The 24,430-nt window shown below is 29.3% G+C and carries 22 protein-coding genes; 14 read left to right on the plus strand and 8 right to left on the minus strand.

Translation table 11 applies throughout. The features are described from left to right. Positions 1-105: 105 nt before the first annotated feature. Both glmS and AJ886_RS03105 read right to left on the minus strand, forming a co-directional pair. Complete coding sequence (gene glmS / locus AJ886_RS03100) at positions 106-1,902, minus strand: glutamine--fructose-6-phosphate transaminase (isomerizing) (protein WP_070275966.1); 1,797 nt, start codon at positions 1,900-1,902, stop codon at positions 106-108. Positions 1,903-1,905: 3 nt separating this feature from the next. After that, complete coding sequence (locus AJ886_RS03105; protein ID WP_070287108.1) at positions 1,906-4,254, minus strand: nucleotidyltransferase; 2,349 nt, start codon at positions 4,252-4,254, stop codon at positions 1,906-1,908. Between the two features lie 142 nt (positions 4,255-4,396). Between AJ886_RS03105 and mqnE the strand changes: the two genes are divergently transcribed. From mqnE to AJ886_RS03135, 6 genes are read left to right on the plus strand one after another with little or no spacing between them, the layout of a single operon-like run. Continuing rightward, positions 4,397-5,461: an aminofutalosine synthase MqnE gene (gene mqnE / locus AJ886_RS03110; protein ID WP_070284116.1), complete on the plus strand. Its 1,065-nt coding sequence runs from the start codon at positions 4,397-4,399 to the stop codon at positions 5,459-5,461. A 9-nt stretch (positions 5,462-5,470) separates the two neighbouring features. After that, complete coding sequence (locus tag AJ886_RS03115; RefSeq protein WP_070287109.1) at positions 5,471-6,790, plus strand: NCS2 family permease; 1,320 nt, start codon at positions 5,471-5,473, stop codon at positions 6,788-6,790. Positions 6,791-6,804: 14 nt separating this feature from the next. Further along, positions 6,805-7,248 (plus strand): phosphoribosyltransferase, encoded by a 444-nt coding sequence (locus AJ886_RS03120; RefSeq protein ID WP_002870634.1) that lies wholly within the window; start codon positions 6,805-6,807, stop codon positions 7,246-7,248. 44 nt (positions 7,249-7,292) lie between these two features. After that, positions 7,293-7,991 (plus strand): VacJ family lipoprotein, encoded by a 699-nt coding sequence (locus tag AJ886_RS03125; RefSeq protein ID WP_070287110.1) that lies wholly within the window; start codon positions 7,293-7,295, stop codon positions 7,989-7,991. 9 nt (positions 7,992-8,000) lie between these two features. Continuing rightward, positions 8,001-8,570 carry an ABC transporter substrate-binding protein gene (locus AJ886_RS03130; protein WP_002893960.1) on the plus strand — a complete coding sequence of 190 codons (570 nt, stop codon included), beginning with the start codon at positions 8,001-8,003 and terminating at the stop codon, positions 8,568-8,570. After that, positions 8,570-11,041 carry an efflux RND transporter permease subunit gene (locus AJ886_RS03135; RefSeq protein ID WP_070287111.1) on the plus strand — a complete coding sequence of 824 codons (2,472 nt, stop codon included), beginning with the start codon at positions 8,570-8,572 and terminating at the stop codon, positions 11,039-11,041. Before AJ886_RS03130 ends, AJ886_RS03135 begins: the two co-directional genes overlap by 1 nt. A 30-nt stretch (positions 11,042-11,071) precedes the next feature. On the opposite strand, the gene rdgB is transcribed toward AJ886_RS03135, so the two are convergent. Then, positions 11,072-11,674: an RdgB/HAM1 family non-canonical purine NTP pyrophosphatase gene (gene rdgB / locus AJ886_RS03140; RefSeq protein WP_070287112.1), complete on the minus strand. Its 603-nt coding sequence runs from the start codon at positions 11,672-11,674 to the stop codon at positions 11,072-11,074. A gap of 166 nt (positions 11,675-11,840) precedes the next feature. Here rdgB and AJ886_RS03145 point away from each other — a divergent pair, with 166 nt between their 5' ends. Beyond that, entirely contained in the window at positions 11,841-13,136 is a 1,296-nt protein-coding gene (locus tag AJ886_RS03145; RefSeq protein ID WP_002862049.1) for an MFS transporter, read from the plus strand. After that, a complete protein-coding gene (locus tag AJ886_RS03150) occupies positions 13,133-13,942 on the plus strand; it encodes an alpha/beta hydrolase (protein WP_070287113.1) in 810 nt (269 codons plus the stop codon). The genes AJ886_RS03145 and AJ886_RS03150 overlap by 4 nt, the downstream gene beginning before the upstream one ends. Here the strand turns inward: AJ886_RS03150 and AJ886_RS03155 are convergent. Further along, the gene (locus AJ886_RS03155; RefSeq protein WP_070274170.1) at positions 13,935-15,596 is read right to left on the minus strand and encodes a 4Fe-4S dicluster domain-containing protein; all 1,662 of its coding nucleotides are present in this window, start codon (positions 15,594-15,596) and stop codon (positions 13,935-13,937) included. The two genes, AJ886_RS03150 and AJ886_RS03155, sit on opposite strands and share 8 nt — an antisense overlap. 77 nt (positions 15,597-15,673) lie before the next feature. Here AJ886_RS03155 and selA point away from each other — a divergent pair, with 77 nt between their 5' ends. The 4 genes from selA to AJ886_RS03175 are packed head-to-tail and all read left to right on the plus strand — an operon-like array spanning position 15,674 to position 20,093. Beyond that, on the plus strand, positions 15,674-16,996 hold the full coding sequence (gene selA, locus AJ886_RS03160; protein ID WP_070287114.1) for an L-seryl-tRNA(Sec) selenium transferase: 1,323 nt from the start codon (positions 15,674-15,676) through the stop codon (positions 16,994-16,996). Beyond that, a complete protein-coding gene (gene selB / locus AJ886_RS03165; protein WP_070287115.1) occupies positions 16,993-18,798 on the plus strand; it encodes a selenocysteine-specific translation elongation factor in 1,806 nt (601 codons plus the stop codon). The genes selA and selB overlap by 4 nt, the downstream gene beginning before the upstream one ends. A 48-nt stretch (positions 18,799-18,846) precedes the next feature. Then, complete coding sequence (locus AJ886_RS03170) at positions 18,847-19,557, plus strand: thioredoxin fold domain-containing protein (RefSeq protein WP_002882674.1); 711 nt, start codon at positions 18,847-18,849, stop codon at positions 19,555-19,557. A gap of 5 nt (positions 19,558-19,562) precedes the next feature. Continuing rightward, positions 19,563-20,093, plus strand: coding sequence for a hypothetical protein (locus AJ886_RS03175; protein ID WP_070209801.1), 531 nt, complete (start codon positions 19,563-19,565; stop codon positions 20,091-20,093). Positions 20,094-20,137: 44 nt separating this feature from the next. Here AJ886_RS03175 and fldA read toward each other — a convergent pair whose 3' ends face one another. The 3 genes from fldA to AJ886_RS03190 are packed head-to-tail and all read right to left on the minus strand — an operon-like array spanning position 20,138 to position 21,632. Then, positions 20,138-20,629 (minus strand): flavodoxin FldA, encoded by a 492-nt coding sequence (gene fldA, locus AJ886_RS03180; protein ID WP_002855629.1) that lies wholly within the window; start codon positions 20,627-20,629, stop codon positions 20,138-20,140. Further along, positions 20,629-21,315, minus strand: a complete 687-nt coding sequence (locus tag AJ886_RS03185; protein WP_070287116.1) for a hypothetical protein — start codon at positions 21,313-21,315, stop codon at positions 20,629-20,631. Before AJ886_RS03185 ends, fldA begins: the two co-directional genes overlap by 1 nt. 2 nt (positions 21,316-21,317) lie before the next feature. Then, positions 21,318-21,632: a DUF2325 domain-containing protein gene (locus AJ886_RS03190; RefSeq protein WP_002855637.1), complete on the minus strand. Its 315-nt coding sequence runs from the start codon at positions 21,630-21,632 to the stop codon at positions 21,318-21,320. A 170-nt stretch (positions 21,633-21,802) separates the two neighbouring features. Here AJ886_RS03190 and AJ886_RS03195 point away from each other — a divergent pair, with 170 nt between their 5' ends. Both AJ886_RS03195 and AJ886_RS03200 read left to right on the plus strand, forming a co-directional pair. Next, positions 21,803-23,227, plus strand: coding sequence for a catalase (locus AJ886_RS03195; protein ID WP_053872848.1), 1,425 nt, complete (start codon positions 21,803-21,805; stop codon positions 23,225-23,227). 56 nt (positions 23,228-23,283) lie between these two features. Continuing rightward, complete coding sequence (locus AJ886_RS03200; protein ID WP_002862058.1) at positions 23,284-23,754, plus strand: Cj1386 family hemin-binding protein; 471 nt, start codon at positions 23,284-23,286, stop codon at positions 23,752-23,754. On the opposite strand, the gene AJ886_RS03205 is transcribed toward AJ886_RS03200, so the two are convergent. After that, entirely contained in the window at positions 23,751-24,410 is a 660-nt protein-coding gene (locus AJ886_RS03205; protein ID WP_070284101.1) for a transcriptional regulator, read from the minus strand. The two genes, AJ886_RS03200 and AJ886_RS03205, sit on opposite strands and share 4 nt — an antisense overlap. Positions 24,411-24,430 lie beyond the last annotated feature (20 nt).

Genomic DNA, 24,430 nt, shown 5'->3' on the forward strand with positions numbered 1-24,430 from the left:
AATTATTTAAGCAAAAATAAGCATAAAATTAGCTTATAATTTAAAATTTATTTATAATTTTTGAAGTATTTGAAAGTTATGTGCAGTTTCTTTAAACTGCACGGATTATTCCACTGTTACGCTTTTAGCCAAATTTCTTGGCATATCCACATCATTACCAAGTCTTATAGAAATTTCCATTGCTAAAAGTTGAGTAATTACCATCATTTCAAAAAATTCACACATATAATGATCTTGCTCATTGGTTTTTATAAAATCATCACTCAAATCAAATTCTAAAGGCGAAATGCTAAGCACTGTAGAATCCCTAGCAATAAGCTCTTCAACATTTGATTTTGTTTTTTCATAAAGCATATGCTTTGGCATTAAAGCTATAGTATAAAGTTTAGAATCAGCCAGAGCAATAGGGCCATGTTTCATCTCTCCTGCAGGATAACCCTCAGCGTGAAGATAAGATAATTCTTTAAGTTTTAAAGCTCCTTCTAAGGCCAAAGGATAAAACACATCTCTACCTATAAAGAAAAAGCCATGTCCATCTAAATAACGCTTGGATAAACGATGAATTTTTTCATGTAAAGCCTGTTTTACACTCACACAATTTGGAGTATGTAAAAGCGCTTTAATTTCAGCAGAAACATTTAAATTTCTTTTTTGTGCCATAAAAATAGCAAGCATCCAAAGTGTTAAAACCTGAGTGGCAAAAGCTTTAGTTGAAGCAACTCCTTTTTCTATGCCCGCACGAGTTAAAAGGCTTAGATGTGCTAAACGCACTATATTAGAATTATCCACATTACAAATTGCAAAAGTCTTAGCACCCTGCTCTTTTGCAATCTTTAAAGCCTCTAAAGTGTCTGCTGTTTCTCCACTTTGAGAAATAACAATAAATAAAGAATCTTTTTTTATAATTGCTTCACGGTATCGAAATTCACTTGCAATTTCTACTTTAGCTTTAACTTTAGCAATTCTTTCAAACAAATAAGCACTTGCCATTGCAGCATGATAGCTTGTTCCACAAGCACAAAGCGTGATTTCATCTACTTGACTTAAATCTTCATTGTTTAGCTCATCAAAAACGACTTCATCGCCTTGAATACGCCCCATTAAAACTTCACTCATCACGCGATTTTGTTCATAAATTTCTTTTTCCATAAAAAAGCGAAAGCCGTCTTTTTTTGCATAAGCCTTATCGCCTGAAAGCTTAGAAAAACAAAGTGATTTTAAAACATCATTTTCATAAACGACAAGCTCATCTTTACTCGCGTATCCCAAGCTTAAATCTTCAAGATACATCACCTCATCACAACTTCCTATCAAAGGTGCATCACCTGAAGAAAAATACCATTCTTTATTTGCATTTTTACCGATAATCAAAGGAGCAGCATTTTTTGCAAAATACACATGATGGGGATCTTTTTTTGTTACTAACAAAGTAGCAAAAGCACCGCGAAGTTCTTTGATGGTTTTTTGCCAAGCTTCAAAAACTCCCAAATTTCTTGCATAAAATTCAAAAAGCTGAACAATAACTTCAGTATCTGTTTGGCTTAAAAAACTCACGCCTTCTTTTTCAAGTTTATCTTTGATTTCTTTATAATTTTCTATAATACCATTGTGAATCACGCAAGAATACTGTCCCAAATGAGGATGTGCGTTGATTTCAGTAGGCTTACCATGAGTTGCCCATCTTGTATGACCTATAGCAAAACCATAACCTTGACTTTCAAAATCCGTGCATTTATTCGCCAAATTTTCAAGTTTTCCTACAGCTTTAAAAAAACTAAGCTCTCCTTCTTGCATCACTGCCATACCCGCACTATCATAGCCACGGTATTCTAATTCTTTAAGTCCATTTAGTATAATTTGTTTTTTTTCATTATTTCCTATATAGCCTACAATTCCACACATTTTTTACTCACTTATTAATAAATTAACTAACTTTTGCTCGCTATGTTCTAGTTTTTCATTCTTTTGAAAAATAAAAATATTACGCGTCCTTTGTCTTATGGTTTGAATTTTTGCTGCGCATAAAACAAGTTCAAGTTCATTAAAAACATTCATCAAATACGCCATTAAACCCTGCTGATCTTTAGTATTAAGACCTAATTTGGCATACATTTTAGAATAATTTAAGTCTAATTTTAACTCATCTTTTTTAATGATTGGCTTTTTAATTTTTTTCAAATTAAAACCAGAAAGATTTGAATTTAAAAGCTCGCAAAGTTTTAGTTTTTGCTCATCACTAATAATATTATCATATTCAAATCTTAAATAAATTTTATCATCAAAAAGTTCAAAAAAATTCATGAAAATAAGATTTAAATTTGTTAAAGAACTTAAAATAATGGCAATATTAAAATGAAGTGGTGCAACAATTTGCAAACTAAGATTTGTTTCATTGCTAAACCAAAATTTAAAATCATTTTCTTTGGCTAATTTAGAAATCATAACAATATCTTCAAAAGTATTTTTTATAATAAAAAGATTTGATTTGATATGTATGATTTTATCTTGCAAAATTTCATCTTGTTCTAAAAAAATCTTACTTCTTTTAAGTGTTAATTCTTTTTTTACTCTTCTCGCGCTTTCTTCAAGTAGATTTTCATCTTCAAAACCTTGTTTTGCATTTTCTAAAAGTTTATCAAGAACTCTAAAATAAAAAGCATTGTAATTTAAAGCCTTAGCCTTTAGCCAAGTTAAAGTGTATAAAAGCTCTAAATTTTCTAAATTTTCTAATTTAGAAACCAAACTACTTACAACAATAGGATTATATATATCTTCTTTTTCTACAAGATCTTTTAAGGCATTATTGTTTTTAAATATTTTAAGACCCCATTCTAAAATTTCATTCTTTAAATCAAATTTGGAGCAATACGCTCTATATATGCCTGCTAAAGAAATTTCATTTTCACTTTCTATAGCGCTTAAAAGTATCACAAGCTTTAAAATCATTTTTTCATCGGTTTTAAGTTTTTGGAGTATCTCAAGCTCATCTTCGTATTTTTCAAATTCACTTAACATAAGAAAAACTTGCTCATCAAAACTATAATTTCCTTCTTCATCGCTTAAAAAACGAACTGTCCAAAAAGGCTTGCATAAATCTTTTAAAATTCCACTATCAAGCAAAAGTTTTAAAACACAAAAACTATGCCTTTTATAAAAAATTTTCTCAAAAAGTATTAAAGCTTTTTCTATATCTTTTTTACCGTATTTCAATCTTCTTAGGGCAAAAACTAAGTTAAGATCGAAAATAACCTGTTTATCTTCAAGTTTTAATAAGTATTCTAAAACTTCCACAAGAGTTTTAAATTTATATTCTTGTTTAAGAGCATGATTTAATCCATCTTGAATTTGCTTTGCTAAAAAGTGTGTATAAAAACCTATAGTATGCATACTTTGCAAAGCTTTTTGAACCAACAACTCATTTGCTCCAAAATGTTTTTTAGCTTTTTTATACATTAATTCACTCAAATCATGAACATTAATAAGTAAAAATTCATCCTCATCTTTAGCACTTAATAAATTCATCGCTGATTTTAAAGAAAGTAAAAAGTCTCCAGCTAAACGTAACTCGCTTAAATTTTTTTCATCTATAAAATTTAAAGCATAATTTTTTGGAGAAGTCTTAAAAAGAACAAGCAAACCCTCTAAGGATCTTAAATGATTTAATCCGCCAAAATCTTTTAAGATATTAAATTCTTGCTTTATAAATGGAATATCAAATTCTTTAAAATTTTCTAGCAAAAGCTTGGCAAAATCATTTTTATTTTCTTCTAAAATACTCTCAAATTTCGTCTTAATCCCTTTAAATAAAATCCTAGAACCACATATAAAACGAGTTTGTATTATAGAAGTCTTAAGCTCATTGCTAGCATTATAAAGTCCATTAAATTCTAAGACAACCAAATCAATTTGCAAATGTGCATCATTTAAAATTTCGATAAAAGCCTTAATCATAGGTTTTAAATGAAAAGCCTTAATATCTTTATAAACAAAAATCAAAGAAATGCTTTCATTAAAACAAAGACTATTATTTGCATATGCTTTGCTTGCTAAAACACAAAAAGGGATATTATCACTTGGAGGTGAAAAATCATCAAAATAATCTTTAAGAACTATATCATAAGCTTTTTTTATGAAATTATCCATATTTTTAGAATGATATAAGCTAAACGCCCCTTGCTTAAGAAAAAATTTTCTACAACTTTGGGTATAGGAACTAAGATTTTTTTTAAAAATTTCTAATTCTTTATTTAACAAAATTTCCACTCTCTTTAAATTTTAATATTTTAATAATAATCTTAACAAAAATATCTTTTATTTTGGCTTTTTCTATAAACTCTTTTTCAGTAAGCAAAAATTATAATGCTTTATTTAAAAACAGCAAAAGAGTAAAATTAAAATGAAAAATTTAATTACCAAACTAGAAAATGAAGAAAGATTAAATCAAGAAGAAGCCAATGCACTTTGGGATTTAGATCTTTTTACCCTAGGCAAATACGCCCATAAAAAACGCACCAAACTTCATGGAAAAAAAGTTTATTTTAATATCAATCGTCATATCAATCCAACTAATATCTGTGCAGATACCTGTAAATTTTGCGCCTTTTCAGCACACCGAAAAAATCCTAATCCTTATTTGATGACTCATGAAGAAATCATGAAAATTGTTGATGAAACCGTAAAACGAGAAACCAAAGAAGTACATATCGTTTCAGCTCATAACAAAGATACAACTTGGCAATGGTATTTAGAAATTTTTAAAATGATAAAAGAAAAATATCCTAATCTTCATGTAAAAGCTATGACTGCTGCTGAGATTGATTTTTTACATCGTCGTTTTAAAATGAGCTATGAAGAAGTGATAGAAAAAATGCTTGAATACGGCGTTGATTCCATGCCAGGCGGTGGAGCTGAAATTTTTGATGAAGAAGTGCGTAAGAAAATTTGTCATGGAAAAGTTAGCAGTGAAAATTGGCTTAAAATTCATAAACTTTGGCATGAAAAAGGCAAACAAAGTAATGCTACCATGCTTTTTGGACATATAGAAGAAAGACATCACAGGGTCGATCATATGTTAAGACTGCGTGATCTTCAAGATCAAACCGGTGGATTTAATGCTTTTATCCCTCTAGTTTGGCAAAGGGATAATAGCTTTATACAAACTGATAAAATCATAGATAGTGAAGAAATTTTAAAAACCATTGCCATTGCTCGTTTGGTGCTTGATAATATTAAAAATATCAAAGCTTACTGGGCAACAATGACTTTAAATTTAGCCATGGTAGCACAAGAATTTGGAGCTAATGATTTAGACGGCACCATAGAAAAAGAAAGCATACAAAGCGCAGGTGGTGCAAAATCTGCCAAAGGCACAAGTTTAAAAACTTTTATCGATATGATAAAAACTTCAAATCTTATTCCTGTAGAACGCGATAGTTTGTATAACGAGCTAAAAACCTACTAAGGAGAAAAAATGGACTTTTTTAAACTCAAAGAAAACAATACGAGTTTTAAAACTGAAGTTATAGCAGGGCTTACTACTTTTTTGGCTATAGTTTATATTATCCCTGTAAATTCTAGCATAGTAGGAAATACAGGAATGCCTATAGAAGCTTTAATCACCGCAACAGCTTTAATCACCATAGTTGCAAGTGCTTTTAATGCTTTTTTTGCCAATACTCCTGTAGCTATGAGTGTTGGAATGGGTTTAAATGCTTATTTTACCTTTGCAGTTTGTTTAGGTCAAAACATAGCTTGGCAAAGTGCCTTAGGAGCTGTTTTTATTTCAAGTATTATTTTTCTCATACTTTCTTTTACGCATTTTCGCCTTTGGGTAATCCGTAATATCCCAAAAGATTTACGTCTTGCAATTTGTGCCGGTATAGGTTGTTTTATTGCATTTTTAGGCTTAAGTCAAATGGGTGTGATCATGCATAATAAAGATACTTTAGTCAGCATAGGAAATTTCAAAAGTCCTCATGTGCTTTTTGGAATTTTCACTCTAGCTTTAATCATCTTTTTTTGGGCTATAAAACTTCGCGGAGCTTTTATTTTGGGGGTATTAGCAAGCTCTATTATTGCTTGGATTTTCCATTTAGACAATGCAAGTTTTCCTGTGCAAATCTTTTCTTTGCCAAATTTTAGCATGGAAAATGGCCTAGGAGTCATCTTTTTACAACTTGATATCAAAAGTGCCTTAAATATTACTATGATACCTATAATTCTTACTTTTTTTATCACTCAACTTTTTGATAGTATAGGAACTATCACAGGTGTGGGTGAAAGAGGAAAGATTTTTGATGATCCAAAAAATGGAGAAAAAAAACTAAGCAAAACATTAATGGCAGATGCAACAGGATCGGCTTTAGGAGCTATGACAGGCACTTCTACAGTTACAGCTTTTGTAGAAAGCACTACAGGGGTTGAAAGCGGGGGAAGAACGGGGCTTACAGCTTTAGTTGTAGCTATTTGTTTTGCTTTTACACTTTTTTTACTGCCACTTTTTAAAGCCATTCCTGCAAACGCAATATACCCCGTACTTGTAATGGTTGGAATTTTAATGTTTATGGAAGTTAAAAATATAGATTTTAAAGATAGTGCTATAGCTGTAGCAAGCTTTTTTACTATTATCATGATGCCTTTTACTTACTCTATCACCACAGGTTTTGCTTTTGGTTTTCTTTCTTATTTGCTTGTAAGAATTTTTAAACGCGAATGGGATAAAATCAATCTTGGCATTATAGTTTTAAGTTTATTATCTTTGGGTAATTTTTTACTTATGGCACTACAATAAATTAAGGATATATAATGATATTTTACTCCTATGAAGAATTTAAAGAAGATGTAAAAATTCTTGCTAAAGAAATTAAAAAAGATTTTAACCCTGATGCACTTTTAGCTATAGCAAGAGGAGGAATGAGTTTAGGACACTCTTTAGCAGTAGCTTTGAAAACACGTCAGCTTTTTGCTTTAAACTCAATTCATTACGATGATACAAAAAAACTTGATACTATTGAAATTTTTAACATTCCTGATTTAAGCAAGCACAAAAAAATTCTACTCATTGATGATATAGTAGATAGTGGAGAAAGTTTAGTAGAAATAAAAAAAGTTTTGCTTGAAAAATTTCCCCATATAGAACTTAAAATTGCAACCATTTTTTACAAAAAAACCGCTCTTTTGGAGCCTGATTTTAAAGTAAAAGAAGCTACTGAATGGGTGGATTTTTACTGGGATATAAATCTTGATTAAAAATTTGCTATAATCTTACTTTTAAAATTTTTAGGAGTTTTTGCTTGAGAATAAAATTTATATCTTTTATTTTAATTTTTTTTACTATTTTTGCTTTTGCTAAAGAACAAAATTTAGATGATTTTGAACAAGAATACCAAAACTATCAAGTAAACGATCCACTTTCAGGATATAACAAAGCTATGACAAGCTTTAATGTGGCTTTGTATGATTATGGTTTGCGTCCCGTTCTTAAGGGCTATAACGCCATGACCCCTGAATTTATAAGATTAGGAGTAAGAAATTTCTTTGATAATTTACTTGCTCCTTTGCGTTTTGTAGGCAATGTTTTGCAGTTTAAATTTGAAGAAGCTGGAGAAGAATTTAAAAGATTTACCGCCAATACCATTATGGGTTTTGGTGGACTTATGGATGTGGCATCAAAAATGGGTCTTAAAAAACATCCCGCGGACTTAGGAACTGTTTTAGCTCACTGGGGCATAGGAAGCGGTTTTCATATTGTCTTACCTATACTCGGCCCTAGTAATCTTAGAGATACTCTTGCTTTACCTGCAACTTGGTATGCAACTTTTACCGCTTACATTGATCCTACTTGGGCAAGTATAGCTATAAGTGCTTATGGATTTGGTAATGAACTTAGTTTTAGACTCGATGAAATTGATGAAATTTATCACAACACGCCTAATTTATATCCATTCTTGCGTGATGCTTACGAGCAAAGACGCAATGAACTTAGCAAATAAAGGAAAATAATGAAAAAAATATTTTTAATCTTGGCTTTATTTTTTAATGCTTTTGCCTTACAACTAGATGAAATTTCTAGTACTATGCAAAAAAACATTGATGCAAGCTTAAAACTTTTACAAGATAGCAAAGAAGACAAAAAACAAGCTGCTGATGGAATTTTTAAACTTTTTGATAGCATAATAGATTATAAACTCATGGCAAAACTCAGTCTTTCGAAAAACTATTCTAAATTAACCCCAAAAGAACAAGAAAAATTTACCACAGCCTTTGAAACAAGTCTTAAAAAAAGTTTTACCGATAAACTCAGTCTTTATAAAGATCAGGTTTTAAAGGTCAAAAATGGTGAGTTAAAAAATGAAAAACGCTATTTTTTAACTACTTCTATGGTAGTAGATGGGGAAGAAAAAAATATCATTTTCAAATTTTACAATGATAATAACAACTGGCTTATTTATGATGTAGATGTTTTAGGCGTGAGTATAGTACAAACTTATAGATCACAATTTGGAGATATTTTAGCCAACCAAGGCTTTGATGCCCTGCTTCAAAAACTTGAAAGTATTGTCATAGAATAATGTTTGCAAAGCTTTTAAAGTTTTTTATTTCTCGTCCAAAAAGTACTTTTTTTGGAACCTTGTTTATATGCCTGTTTTTAAGCTTTTTTGCTTTTAAGCTTAGTGTAGATGCAAGTGCTGAAAGTTTACTTTTAGAAGATGATGCAGATTTAAAAACTTTTAGAGAAATTTCAAAACATTATAAAAGTGATAATTTTTTACTTTTAGCCTTCAAACCCTATGATGAAAAACCTTTTTCAAATGAAAATTTAGCCAAATTAAAAAAACTTCATGAAGAATTAGAAAAGGCTCCTTTAGTAGAACGCGTTTTTAGTATCATCAATGCCCCTTTGCTTCAAAGTTCGCAAAATACGCATTTAAAAGAACTTTTAAAAAATATCCCAAATATAGAAAGCCAAGATATAAACCGCACAAAAGCCCAAAATGAAATTTTAAATAGTCCCTTTTATAAAAATAATATCATCTCAAAAGATGGAAAAGTAACAGGGCTTATTATTTACTTAAAGCCTGATACAGTTTATAATAATCTTATAGAAAAACGCGATCTTGCTACCGATGAAAAAGAAAAAGATCAAATTCGTCTTGCCATAAAAGAACATCAAGACAAGCAAAAAGTTATCACGAAACAAAGTCTAGATACTATTAAAAGCATAGTTCGCACTTATGAAAAAAATAAAGATACGCTCTACCTTGGTGGTGTAAGCATGATCGCTGATGATATGATAGCTTATATAAAATCTGATCTTGTGCTTTATGGTGTTTCTCTTGTATTTTTACTAGGACTTGCACTTTATTATTTTTTCCGTTCATGGCGTTTTGTTTTTTTACCTCTTTTTATTTGTTTTATAAGCTTAAGTGCGGCTAGTGGAGTTTTTGCACTTTTAAATTTTCAAATCACAGTTATTTCATCAAATTACGTTGCTTTAGTTTTAATTATCACCTTAAGTGTAGTTGTTCATTTGATCACGCATTTTATCGAAAGCACCCAAAATCATCCCAAAGCTAAAGTTGAGCGCATAGTGCTTGAAACCTTACTAGCCAAAGCAAATCCTAGCCTTTATGCCATTGTTACAACGATGATAGGATTTTTTTCTTTAATCCTATCAAATATCGAACCTATCATAAAACTTGGCATTATGATGAGTATAGGTATAGGTTTAGCTCTTATCTTTAGTTATTTGTTTTTAGCAAGTATCTTAGTTCTTTTAAAACCAAAAAATTATCATAAAAAAGAGTTTAAATTTAATCTTTTAGCCTTTTGTGCTAAAACCGCTCTTGATCCTAAAAAGCGTCGCATGATTTATGGAATTTCAGTTCTTGCTATAATCTTAGCTTTAATAGGCATTTCAAAACTCAGAGTTGAAAATTCTTTTGTCAATTATTTCAAAGATGGTAGTGAAATCAAAAAAGGACTTTTGGTTATTGATAAAAATCTAGGTGGAACCTTGCCTTTAGAAGTAATCATTCGTTTTCAAAATAATAAAAACAATCAAAATACAAGCGATACTCTTGATAGTTTTGAAAGTGAATTTGAAAATTTAGCCACACAAGAAACTTATTGGTTTGACTCTAAAAAAACACGCATTGCAAAAAAAGTTCATGAATTTTTAGAAAACAAAGAATTTGTAGGTTCGGTTTTAAGTCTTAATAGTCTTTTAACCCTAGGGAAAAATATCAACGATGGAAAAGAGTTAGATGATTTTGCCCTTGCATTTTTAAATGAGAATTTACCTGCTAAATTTAAACAAGACTTGCTTTCGCCTTTTGTAAGTATAGAAAATAACGAGTTAAGATTTAGTATGCGTATTGTTGACTCTGATCCGAATTTAAGACGTAATGAGTTTTTAATAGATCTTAAAAAACAGCTCAACGAGCTTGTAAAAAACGATGGAGTAGAAGTACAAATCACAGGTATAATGGTGCTTTATAATAATATGCTTCAAAGTCTTTTTTCATCGCAATTTGATACTCTTATATTTGTAATTTTAACTATTTTTATACTTTTTATCATTGTTTTTAGAGATTTAAAATTTTCAGTTGCAGCCATATTAGTAAATGTTATTCCTTTAAGCGTGGTTTTTGCTCTTATGGGGCTTTTAGGTATTCCTTTGGATATGATGAGTATTACTATAGCTGCTATTGCTATAGGTATAGGCGTTGATGATGCCCTGCACTATATTTATCGTTTTGGGGAAGAAATTAAAAACAAAAGCCTAGAAGAAGCCATTATGATTTCTCACCTTAGTATAGGTTCGGCACTTTATTATACCACCATTAGCATAGTTTTAGGTTTTAGTGTTATGATGAGTAGCAATTTTATTCCAACAATTTATTTTGGAATTTTAACCGTTTTTGTAATGATTTTGCTTTTAAGTGGAAGTTTGTTCTTATTACCAAGCTTTTTAATCACTATTTATTCTAAGAAAACCAAGTTTCCAAACCAACATAAAGAGCATATATTAAAACAATAATAGCTATATATTTTAAAAAATTTTTCATTTTTATCCTTTATTTAAAATCTTTAAAATGATTTTTGCAAGCTCTAAAGCTTTAAAACGATGAGAGATATTATTCTTCTCATCCACGCTAAGTTGGGCTAAGGTTTTATCAAAACCCTTTGGAATAAAAAGGCTATCATAACCAAAACCATTTTCACCTTTTTCTGTATCTATTACTTTTCCATGCATGGTTCCATGCGTACTAAATTCCCCCATCAAACCTACCATAGCAATAGCAGCAACATAATGTGCCCTGCTTTGTTTAAAACCTTTTTTTATCATTTCATTGACAAGTTTATCACGGTTACTTTTATCATCGCCCTTACCGCTAAATCGAGCAGAATAAATTCCTGGATTTCCTTCTAAAACATCTACGCAAATGCCACTATCATCACTTAAAGCGATAAAATCTTTTTTTTGCTTTTCATCCAAAGTATTAAAAACCGCTCTTGCTTTAATCAAAGCATTTTCTTTAAAAGTTTTTCCATTTTCTTCAATCTCAAAAGGCGTTAAAACTTCATCAAAAGCATAAATTTCAAAATCTTTTAAAATTTCTTTAAGTTCTAAAACCTTATGTTTATTGCTCGTAGCTAAGATAATCTTCATAACAAAAGCTCCAAAATAATATCAAAAACAAAAATATGATTTTATAAAATTTATCCTTGTGCGTAGCTTTTAAATACAAAATGATAAAACGATGTTAATCAATGCTTAATCCATTTCATAGTAAAATTATCCTAATTTAAATTTCAAATTTAATAGGAAATTGATAATGCTAAATAATGTCTTACCCTTATCTTTCATAGTTGGAACAAGATTTTTTGGGCTTTTTATAGTTTTGCCAGTTTTAAGCCTTTATGCTTTAAAACTTGAAGGTGCTAATGAATTTTTAGTGGGACTTTTAGTTGGTGTTTACGCCTTAACCCAAATGATTTTACAAATGCCTTTTGGTATTTTAAGTGATAAAATTGGTCGTAAAAAAACCATGCTCATTGGACTGATTATTTTTATAATAGGCTCTTTAATCTGCTCTTTTGCAGAAAATATCTACATCATGCTTTTAGGAAGAATGCTCCAAGGTGCAGGAGCTATTGGAGCTGTGGCTACAGCAATGATAAGTGATTTTATCACAGAAGAAAATCGTGGTAAAGCCATGGCGGTAATGGGTTCTTTTATAGGACTTAGTTTTGCAGCTTCTATGGTGATCTCTCCTTTAATGAGTGCAAAATGGGGTTTATCCAGCCTTTTTGATCTTAGCGCAGCTTTGTCTCTTTTATGTATAATTTTACTTTATACCGTTGTACCTAAAGAAAACAAAATCACTCATGAAAATGAAAAAACTCCTTTTTTCCATCTTATTAAACAAAAAAATTTAGCCCTTATGAATCTTACTAATTTCATGCAAAAAATGCTTATGAGTATAGCATTTTTAAGTATTCCTATTATTCTAGTAAAACATTTAGGCTTTGCTTCTGATAAACTTTGGATTGTTTATAGCGCTTCTATGGTAGCAGGTTTTATCGCTATGGGCTTTGCTGGAAGTTTAGGTGAAAAAAGAGGTTTAGCTAAACAAATTTTACTCTTAGGAATTGTTTTTTTCATACTTTCTTATCTTTTTTTTGCTTTTAGTAATTCTATGGATTTTTTTATCATAGCAGTTGTGATTTTTTTTATAGGTTTTAATTTACACGAACCTATTATGCAAAGTTGTGCATCAAAATTTTGTAAAGTTCATGAAAAAGGTGCGGCATTAGGGTTGTTTAATGCTTTTGGATATGGTGGAAGTTTTATAGGTGGTATTATCGGAGGGATATTTTTACATCTAGATGCCTTAAATCTTTTGGCTATTATTTTGGTAATTTTAGCCCTAATTTGGCTTGTGGCATTATTTTTCTTAAAAAATCCAGCTGATTTTAAAAACCTTTATCTACCTTTAGACACACCTTTAAATTTTAGTAGTTTTAGTGAAAATTTAGGGGTTGTAGATATTTATAAAAACTCTAAAAATCTTGTTGTTAAATTTGATAGCAAACTTACAAATAAAAAAGAATTAGAAGAAAAATTATGAAAAAAATATTATTTTTATTCTGTTCTTTTTTTCTAGCTTTTGCAAAACCAAGTCTAGAGATACCCAAGCTCTCAAAACAAGCAAAACAAAACTTTATTTTAGAAAATGTCAAATTTAATTATAATGACACAATATATAAAATTTTTATAGCTAAAAACAAGAATGAAAACTCAAATTATAAATATAAAATCATTTATTTACTCGATGGAAATGCTTTTTTTCCTCTTTTTTTAAATCTTTTCAACACTCCTGTCAAAGAAAATCTTTTAATTATTGGAATAGGTTATGATAATAATTTAGCTTTTGACACACAAAAACGCACTAAAGATTATACGCCTGCAACAAATTTAAATAAACAAGGTGGAGGTAGTAAAGAATTTAGAAATTTTTTAATAACCCAACTCATCCCTTATATCAACAAAATGTATCCTATTGATTTTAGCCATCGAATTCTCTTTGGACATTCTTTTGGAGGACTTTTTGCCATTGATACACTTCTTTATGATAGTAAGATTTTTAGTCATTATTTTATTATTTCTCCTTCTTTATGGTGGGATAATAGTGAGTTTTTACCTAACATCATAAAATTACAAACTTGCCCTAAAATTTACATCGGATTAGGTTCATTGGAAACAAATTCAAGTATTATCAAAGGTGTAGCTAAGCTCAATGCTCAAAAACTTAGCGAAAAAATATCCAAAGAAACTAATTGTAAAACTCATTTTAAACTTTTTAAAAATGAAACTCATGGAAGTATCATATCTAAAGCTATGCTGTGGATGAAAAAGCTTCTTGATTTTAATTAATCATTGCTTTTATCATCACTTTTGCCTTGCAATCTGCACAACAATAAAGTGTTTTGATTTTATTCTCATCATTACCAAATTTAGGTTTCATTAAATTGGCTATTTTTTCTACAGCTTTTTTGGTGGCAAATTCTTTACCGCATTCTATACAGGCAAAAAGCTCATCTTTTGCCATGGTTTGATATTCAAAATAAGAAGCTCTAAACTCCATTCCACTACGAAATAATTTTAAAGTATCTTTTTCGGCACAACTTAACTCACAATACCCACAAGTCGTACAAAGAGAAGCATTAAATTTCAAAGCATTTTCTTGTTTATCAGCGATTAAAGCTCCTACATTACAGGCACCCACACAAGAAAGACAAAGCGTACAGGTGTTAGGATTGATTTCTACCTTGCCATAACGCAACCATTCGCCACTTTCTATACTGCCAAAATCTTCATTTTTTATCATTTCTTGCATTCTTTTGGCAAAATTTTCTCTTGTAGTTAAGGTGTTGTTATGAAAATCATATTTTAAATCTTGTATGAATTCTTGCTCTTTTAAAACATTTTGCAATTCTTTTTCATTTTTAGCAACAAAAATAGCTTTTTTTTGAAATTTTCTTTCAAAAAAAGTATTTAAAAGTACAATAGCCTCATTGCTACCACGAGATACAAAGTCCGTATAAAAAACCAAATTTGCTCCACTATTTTGCAAAAGTGTTAAAAAATGCATGGAAGAAAGCCACTTTTCACCCTCTATCATAAAGGGTAAAACATCTTTTGGTAAAGCAAGATTTAAATTTTCTAAAGACATTTTTTTAGGAATGATTAAAATTTTTTTATCTTTATAAAACTCACAAAGGGTAAAAAAACTTTCTCTTGGCATGGGAGCATAATCAAGTGATCCACTAGGACATACACTAATACATCCTCCACAACCCAAACAATCCACTTGAGAAAATTCTAAATGCTTTTTTTCATCATCTTTTAAAATCGCCACAGTAGGACAAATTTCAGCACATTTTGCACAATGCTCACTGCGTCTTTCGTGGTATTGACACACGCTAGCATTATAGCTAATATAAGTTTTATAATGATATTTTGGACTTTTGCTTTGCAAAAACTCTAACAATACTTCAAGATTTTCAAAATTTAAAAGATTATAACATCCACTTTGTCTTGTAAAATCTTTACGCACAACGCTTAAATCCTTAGCTTTAAAAAGCAAAAAATCAAAATCTATTTCCACTTCTTCGCCTTGATTTTTAACCACAGCACAAAGTTCCCCTACACTTCCAAAAACAGCTAAAATTTCTGCACTGCTTAAAGCAATAACCTTAAATCCATGTTCTTTTAAAAACTCTACGGTTTGAGTATCGCTATCTACTAAAATCAAACGATTTTTCACTTCTTTGCTTTGTTCCAAATCAAGCCCTAAGTCATAAACGCTAGCTCTTGCTTCATAAAGCGTTAAAACATTTTTACTTTGCTCTAAAATTTCATCTTGAGAATTTTTAAGATAAAAATTAATCTCAGGGGCATAAATTTGTGCTTTTTGATTTTTATCATTGCAAACTAATGCTTCTTTATCATTTGCCTGATCTAAAATTTCAATAGCATCAGGCAAAGGGATTAAAACATCATTTTTTATATAAACAAAATCTTGCATTGTCTTCCTTAATCTCTTTAAAACATCATTTTATAAATTCTATGTTAAAATAACCAAATATTTTCTTAAGGCTTAAGATGAACAAATTGAGAACTTTTCCACAGATTAACACTCTTATTGAAGATGAGAGCTTAAAATCCTATCCTTTTTATATCAAAGCATTTTTTTGTAAAAAAGTTGTCGCAAAACTAAAAGAAAATTTTTCCCAAGATGAAATTTCTAAAAATAAACTACTTTTAGAAATCAAAAAAGAAATCAAAACTTTTTACCGCAAAGACTTACAAAGTGTGATCAATGCAAGCGGAGTCGTTATACACACAAACCTTGGCAGAAGTGTAATCCATGAAGAACTTTATGAAGCGTGTAAAGATATAATTTGTAATTATTCTAATGTAGAGTTTGATTTAGAAAATGGAAAAAGAGGCTCTCGCTATGCTTTGGTACTAGAAAAACTTAAAATGCTTTTTGAATGTGAAGATGCTTTAGTGGTTAATAACAACGCTGCAGCAGTTTTTTTAGTACTTAATTCTCTTTGTTACAATAAAGAAATCATAAGCTCAAGAGGAGAACTTGTAGAAATTGGTGGCAGTTTTCGCGTGCCTGAAGTGATAAAAGCTGCAGGTGTAAAGCTTTGCGAAGTTGGAACTAGCAACAAAACACACTTAAAAGACTATGAACAAGCTATCAGCGAAAATACCGCTCTAATTTTAAAAACCCACAAATCTAATTTCGCTCTTATGGGTTTTCACAGTGAAGTAAATATAAAAGATCTACATGAACTAGCAAAAGAAAAAGGACTTTTGAGTTATTATGATCTAGGTTCTGGCTGGTGTGAAAATTTAAATGAAAAACTGATTAAAAATGAACCTAAAATCAAAAAACTCGTGCAAGAATGTGATATTTTAAGTTTTAGTGGAGATAAACTTTTTGGTAGTGTGCAAGCGGGCATTATACTTGGAAAAAAAGAACTCATAGAAAAGCTTAAACAAAATCAACTTTTAAGAATGCTAAGAGTGGATAAATTAACTCTATCTTTTTTAAACGAAAGCTTAAAAGCTTATTTGCAAAAAGATTATGAAAAAATTATTACCTTAAAACTTTTAAATGATGACTTATCCTTTATAGAAAAAAAAGCTTTAAGAGTACAAAAAGAATTAAATTTTCAAACCCAGCTTAAAAAAAGCAAAAGTTTAGTAGGTGGAGGTTCTATGCCTGATAAAAGTTTAGATACTTATATACTAACTTTTCAAGGAGATGCTTTAAAACTACAAACTCGATTTAGAAAAGAAAATATCATAGGACGCATTGAAAATGATGAATTTGTTCTTGATTTTAGAACTATACAAGAAAGTGAACTTCAAAAACTTATTCTTACAATCAATCAAATGGAAAACTTATGAAATCTGTTATTATAGGAACTGCAGGACATATTGATCATGGAAAAACTTCACTCATTAAAGCTTTAAATGGTTTTGAAGGCGATAGTTTAAAAGAAGAACAAGAAAGACAAATCACCATTAATTTAAGTTTTTCAAATCTTAAATTAAAAGATAAAAACATTTCTTTTATCGATGTTCCAGGACATAAAGATTTGGTTAAAACTATGGTAAGTGGAGCTTTTGGCTTTAGTGTTTGTTTGTTTGTTGTAGATATTAACGAGGGTTTAAAAGAACAAAGTTTAGAACATTTAGAAATTTTAAAAATTCTTGATATTAAAAATATTATTTTAGTACTTAGCAAATGCGATCTTTGTGAAAATATAGAGCAAAAAAGTGTAGAAATTTTAGAAGAGTTAAAAAATTTAGATTATCCCATTTTAAAAGTATTTCACACCAGTATAAAAAATAATCAAGGCATAGAAGAATTAAAAAATTATCTTTATACCATAGAAAACAAAGAAAACGATGAAGAACTGATTTTTCATTATTATATCGATAGAGTTTTTTCTCTAAAAGGCATAGGAACTGTCGTTACAGGCAGTCTTAATGAAGGAAGCATCACTTTAAATGAAAAAATCATCTGTTTAGACACTCAAAAAGAACTCATTGTTAAAAATATACAAAACCACGATACTAATTTAGAGCAAATCAAAGCTTGTAACCGTGTGGCTTTAAGTTTAAATTGTGATTATAAAGAGTTAAAAAAAGGTTATTTACTAAGTAAAAAAGGTTATTTTAAAGCCTTTAAAGAATGCGATGCTTTAGTTAAAGCAAAAAATTTACAAAATAGCAAAATGATTTTTTGCGTGGGTTCAAGACAAATAGAATGCAAAATAAATATATTAAAAAAACTAGAAAATGATGAATTTTTTGTGCATTTTAGTTTTGATAAAAATGTATTTTTAAGTTTTGATGAGGCTTTTATTTTATTACAAAACAATCGTGTTATAGGCGGTGGTAGGGTTTTAAATCCTTTAAGCGAACCTTTAAAAAAAGAACAAAAAAATAAATTTTTAATGTTTTTGAAAAATAAAGATTTTAAAGCGGCTTTTTCCTTCTTAAAAGACGCACACAAATATGGCTTTGGCTTGCTTTCAAGTTATCAAAGATTTAAACTCTCTCATCAAAAAGCATTGAAATTAGCAAAAGAATTAAATCAAGTATTTGTCGATGAAAAAAATCTTAATGTATATCATTTACAAAGTCTAGAAGAAATTAAAAATTTCATCAAATTCATACTTGAAAAAAATCCTTATGCCATGCTTTCAGCACATTCTTTAGCCTTAAGGATTACTTGGGCAAGTGAAAATTTTTGCGAACTCGGACTTAAAGAAATGTCAAATTTATTGGATTTTCAAAATGGAATTTATTTTAAAAAAGGTATAGATTTTGAAAAACTTCAAGAAAAAAATAATAATCAATTATATGAAATTTTTAAAAAACAAGGCATTAAACCCGAAGCTCCTTATAATCTTTATGATTTTTTAGAACTTGACAGAAAAAGCGGAGATAATATACTCAAAAAACTTACCCAAAAAGGCTTAGTTGTAAGACTTTCACACAATCTTTTTATAGAAAAACAAGCTCTTGAAAAACTTATGCAAGAATGTTTAGATTTATTAAAAAATCAAAGTCTTGATGTGCAAAGTATGAAAGAATATTTTAATCTTTCAAGAAAATATGCTATTGCTTATTTAGAATACTTAGACAAATTTCCTCAAGTAAGTAAAGAAGCTGAAAAAAGATTTTTAACAAGCATTTAGAAAATCATTATAGAATTAAACATAATTTATTTAAAGGATTTATAAACTATGAAAAAATTAAGTTTAATTCTTGCCTGTTCAGCATCTTTGTTTGCTGCAAGTAATTCAGAAATTAGTGATTTTTATTCAAAAAGCATTAAAGCACAATTTCCAAATGCTACCGTTAGTGTATCAAATCGTCAAAAGATTGGTAATACGGGTTTTGAAAGTGTTATTGTAAGCGTTGAATTAAATGGACAAAAACAAGAAAACATTCTTTTTACAAAAGATAGTCTTATTACCCCTGATCTTATCGATTTGAAAACGGGAATTTCCTATGCTCAAGAATATGAAATGAAAAAATTTCAAGAAGCAAGAGAAAATTTTACAAAAAATGCTAAAGCTGTAGCACAAAAAGAAACCATGGTAATAGCTTTGGGAGATAAAAATAAACCTGCAATTTATGTTTTTTCGGATCCTGAATGTCCATATTGTAGAGAGCATTTAGCTCAAATTGATGATGAACTTAAAAACTATCAAGTTAATTATATTTTAACTCCAGTACATGGAAAATCTGCTTTTGAAAAATCCGCTCTAATCTACAAAGAAGCAAAAAAAGCAAAAAATGATAAAGAAAAAATCGCAATTTTAAACAAATACTATGATGCAAATATCAAAAATTATCCAAAAGTAAGTGATGCAGAATTAAAAGAAGTTTTTTCCTTATATGAAAAATATCGCTCATTAGGTCTTAGTGCTACTCCAACTATTATTAAATAAACCTAATGTCTAAATTTGCTTTAATTTTAAGCTTTTTTATAGCACTCTTTATGAGTGCTTGCACCAATGCAACTTTCATACAAAGCTTTATTCAAACAAGCAATGAAGGCATTTTTATCAGATCGCAAAAACAACAAAGTTTTAAAATTTCCTTTCAAAATCCTAGCCAACTTCGAACTACTTTGGATAGAGATTTGGCTTTAAAACTTAAAAATTTAGGCTTAAAAGAAGTAAAAGAGAATGCAGATTATGAAATTTTAATCAATCTTGTAGATATGAAAAAGCGTTCTTATGCTCAAAAAATCACAACTTCAGCAAGATTTTTTTATGATTTTGATCCTTTCGAAAGTGATGGAGAATGGATGGTAGAAAACTACTATACTATGCAAGTTAATTTACAAATCAACTCTAAAAATTACAATTCTCAAAAAACAAGTCTTCTTGCAAGAACAGCTTATCTTGGAAATAAAGAACGCTGTCAATTATCTTTAGAAAATAAAATTATAAATCAAATAGTGAGTTTTTTTTATTTTTAAGAAAAGACAATCAAGAGTATAAAAACTCTTGATTTTAAGAATTATTAAGCAAAATAAGGTTTGATTTGTTCTACCCAAGCATCAATTCTTGATTCAGTTTGATCTTCTTGATTATCATTGTCAAGAGCAAGTCCAACAAATTTACCATCTACAACCGCATCGCTTGCTTCAAATGTATAACCATCAGTTGAAACTTCTCCTACCAAATTTGCACCTGCATCTTTTAAATTTTGAGCTAATTTACCCATACCACCACAAAAAGTGTCAGAATAACTTTCACTATCACCCATACCAAATACAGCTACAGTTTTTCCACCAAGACTAAGCCCTGAAAAATCAAAACCATCCCAATCATCTTGTAAATCACCACTTCCCCAAGTTGAAGTTCCACAAATTAATTTATCGTAAGAATTCATTTTAGCCGCATCAATATCTGAGATATTAAAAACATCGCTAATTCCAAGTTTTGAAGCAATTGTATTAGCCGCTCCTTCTGTATTTCCCATAGCACTACCATAGATTACTGCTACTGACATTATTTTCTCCTTATAATTTGATTTGATATTTTATACGGAACTAATTTTAACATAGTTTTGTTTAAATCACACAAAAAATGTTTTATTTCAATAAAATGTGTGAAATTTTTGTTACGCGGACAAACAATATAAAATTTTTCAAAATTATTTTCTTTTATTAAATTCAATAATTCATAAATTTCATTTTCAATTTCTAAATTATGTGTATTAATCTCTTTGCAAAGTGGTAAAATTGCAAATTTCTTATCTATTATAATAAGATTACCATCTTGATCTATATTTTTTCCATTATTTTGAAAAGAAACCTTATCATAAACATAAGAGCTAAATAAAATTTGCGCATCAAAACAAATACCATAAAGATAAATTCTTAAAAGTCTTAAAAGATCGATATTCTTAGATATTTTAGTATTAAAAATCAAGCTTTTTCTTTTTTGAAAATAGAAAGCGTATGTATTAAGCTTGTTTTGAATCTTACCAAATGAAACATGCATTATATCATGTAAAAAATTTCCAAATATCATTTTTAAACTCTTGGTATTTTTTGCATATAAAAGAGGAATTTTTAGAGCGCTATCAACACTCGCATTATATTGAGTTAAAAAAGTCAACATAAGTTCTTGATTGTTTAAATAGCGATAAATTTGCGGTATAAATTCTCGCTTATCATCAAATCCAAATAACATCTTTAACCTTTATAGCAAGAAAATTCTTTATTAAGATTAAAAATTTTACAATATTCACAATACACACAACTTACACTTCTTTTTGCACAAACTAATGGAATTTTGCGCTTTTTAGCTTCATTTTTGATTTTTTTCATAGTATTATGATTTAAAAAGCTTGTTAACATTACTATACATTCTGTATCACAAGGAATCGGCTTGCGATTAACTCTATTTTCATTACGCGCATCCCAGTGTTCTATTTTTTTAGCACCTAAATCATGTAAAACAGCTCTAATAGGAGTGATTTCATCTGCACCAATAACCAAAACTGACATAAATTCTCCTTTGTGATTTTTAAAATATATTTTGATAATTATTATTATAATATAAAAAAACTAAATTTATTTTGAAATTTATTATCAATAAAATACAATTATTCAGTTAATTTTAATTTTTAATAGATATAATTTACTAATTAATAAATTTTATTATTTAGGAGAAAACAATGAAAAAATTGACTAACGATTTTGGAAACATTATAGCCGATAACCAAAATTCATTAAGCGCAGGCGCAAAAGGACCTTTACTTATGCAAGATTATCTTTTACTTGAAAAACTTGCTCATCAAAATAGAGAAAGAATTCCAGAAAGAACCGTTCATGCTAAGGGAAGTGGAGCTTATGGCGAAATAAAAATTACAGCAGACTTAAGTGCTTATACCAAAGCTAAAATTTTTCAAAAAGGCGAAGTTACTCCATTATTTTTACGCTTTTCAACAGTAGCAGGTGAAGCAGGTGCAGCAGATGCTGAACGCGATGTGAGAGGTTTTGCTATTAAATTTTACACCAAAGAAGGAAACTGGGACTTGGTAGGAAATAACACTCCGACATTCTTCATCCGTGATGCTTATAAATTCCCTGATTTTATCCATACTCAAAAAAGAGATCCAAGAACACATTTAAGAAGCAATAATGCTGCTTGGGATTTTTGGAGTTTATGTCCTGAAAGCTTACATCAAGTAACCATTCTTATGAGTGATAGAGGAATTCCTGCAAGTTATCGTCATATGCATGGATTTGGAAGCCATACTTATAGTTTTATTAATGATAAAAATGAAAGATTTTGGGTGAAATTCCATTTTAAAACCCAACAAGGGATTAAAAATCTTACCAACCAAGAAGCTGCAGAGCTTATAGCAAAGGATAGGGAAAGTCATCAAAGAGATCTCTATAATGCTATAGAAAATAAAGATTTTCCAAAATGGAAAGTTCAAGTTCAAATTCTTGCTGAAAAAGATATAGAAAAGCTTGGATTTAATCCTTTTGATTTGACAAAAATTTGGCCTCATAGTCTTGTACCTTTGATGGATATAGGCGAAATGATTCTAAACAAAAATCCTCAAAATTATTTTAATGAAGTTGAACAAGCTGCCTTTAGTCCAAGCAATATCGTTCCTGGAATTGGCTTTAGCCCTGATAAAATGTTGCAAGCTAGAATTTTTTCATATCCTGATGCACAAAGATATAGAATAGGAACTAATTATCATCTTTTGCCCGTAAATCGTGCAAAAAGCGAAGTGAATACTTACAATGTCGCTGGTGCTATGAATTTTGATAGTTATAAAAATGATGCAGCTTATTATGAACCAAACAGCTATGATAATAGCCCAAAAGAAGACAAAAGCTATCTTGAACCTGATTTAGTCTTAGAAGGCGTAGCACAAAGATATGCTCCACTAGATAATGACTTTTATACTCAACCAAGAGCTTTATTTAATCTTATGAATGATGATCAAAAAACTCAACTTTTTCATAATATCGCCGCTTCTATGGAGGGAGTTGATGAAAAAATTATCACTAGAGCTTTAGAACATTTTGAAAAAATTTCACCTGATTATGCAATAGGAATTAAAAAAGCTTTAGAAAAATAATTTTTACTTGCCACTTTTGGTGGCAAACTAAAGATTATAATAATTAAGGAAAAACAATGACAACTCTTAGCTTAGAAGAAGAAAAAAGATTTGAAGAGCTTTGCAAAATGGCTTTTAATTTTGCAAGAAATAATGAATGCGAAAATCTTAAAATCATGATAGAAGCAGGTTTAAATGTAAATTTAAAAACTCATAAAGGAGATAGCTTGCTTATGCTTGCAGCTTATAATAATTCTTATGAAAGTGCTAAAATGCTTTTAGAAAAAGGTGCAAAAGTAGATGAAAAAAACGATCGTGGACAAACCCCATTAGCAGGAGTTTGTTTTAAAGGATATTTACCTATGTGTGAACTTTTAGTTAAATATGGAGCAAATATTGACGAAAACAATGGTTTAGGAATGACACCTTATACTTTTGCTATTATGTTTGGACGCAAAGATGTGGCAGAATTTTTACTCAAAAAATCTAAAAATAATTTTTTAAAGAAAATGAGCCTAAAAATACTAAAATTTATCAAAAAATTTTAGTATTTTTTAAATTTCTTCAGATACCTATAAACACTAGGTTCTGAAATTTTTAAAAATTTTGCTACGATAGGAACCGCTCCTTTTATATTAAAAATACCTTTTTCATATAGCTTTTCAGCAATTTCTTCTTTTTGAGTAATACTTAATTGATAATCAGAATTTAAATAACTAGAATCTACACTTTGAACTAAAATATCCTCTATCGAGTAACTTAATGTTTCTATGTTTGAATCATTTTGAGAAAAACTAATATTTCCTAAAATATCACCCATATCTCCAATTTTTTCTAAATCAATCATCTTGCATATTAAATCTCTCATAATGCTAGTATCATGATTGATACACAAAATACCTACTAATTTATCATGATTTTTAATAAAAAAAGTAGATCCTCTAATTAATTTTGATTTTCCAACAAGAGCCTTATAATCACATAAAAAATCTTTTTCTAAATATTTTTTATTTTGCATAAGCTCACTTGCAAAAGCAGTCAAGGGAGAATCTAAACTTCTCCCACTAATGTGATTATTAGCAATTGCCGCAATATAAGCTCCATCTTCAGTAATTACATGAAACACTATCTCATATTGCTCACCTAGGACTTCTCCTAAAAAATATGTCAACTTTATAAATTGTTGTTTTTGTCCCTCATCCATAAAACCGCCTTCAATAAAAA

The sequence above is a fragment of the Campylobacter sp. BCW_6465 genome (assembly GCF_001762815.1).
GTDB classification, from domain to species: domain Bacteria; phylum Campylobacterota; class Campylobacteria; order Campylobacterales; family Campylobacteraceae; genus Campylobacter_D; species Campylobacter_D jejuni.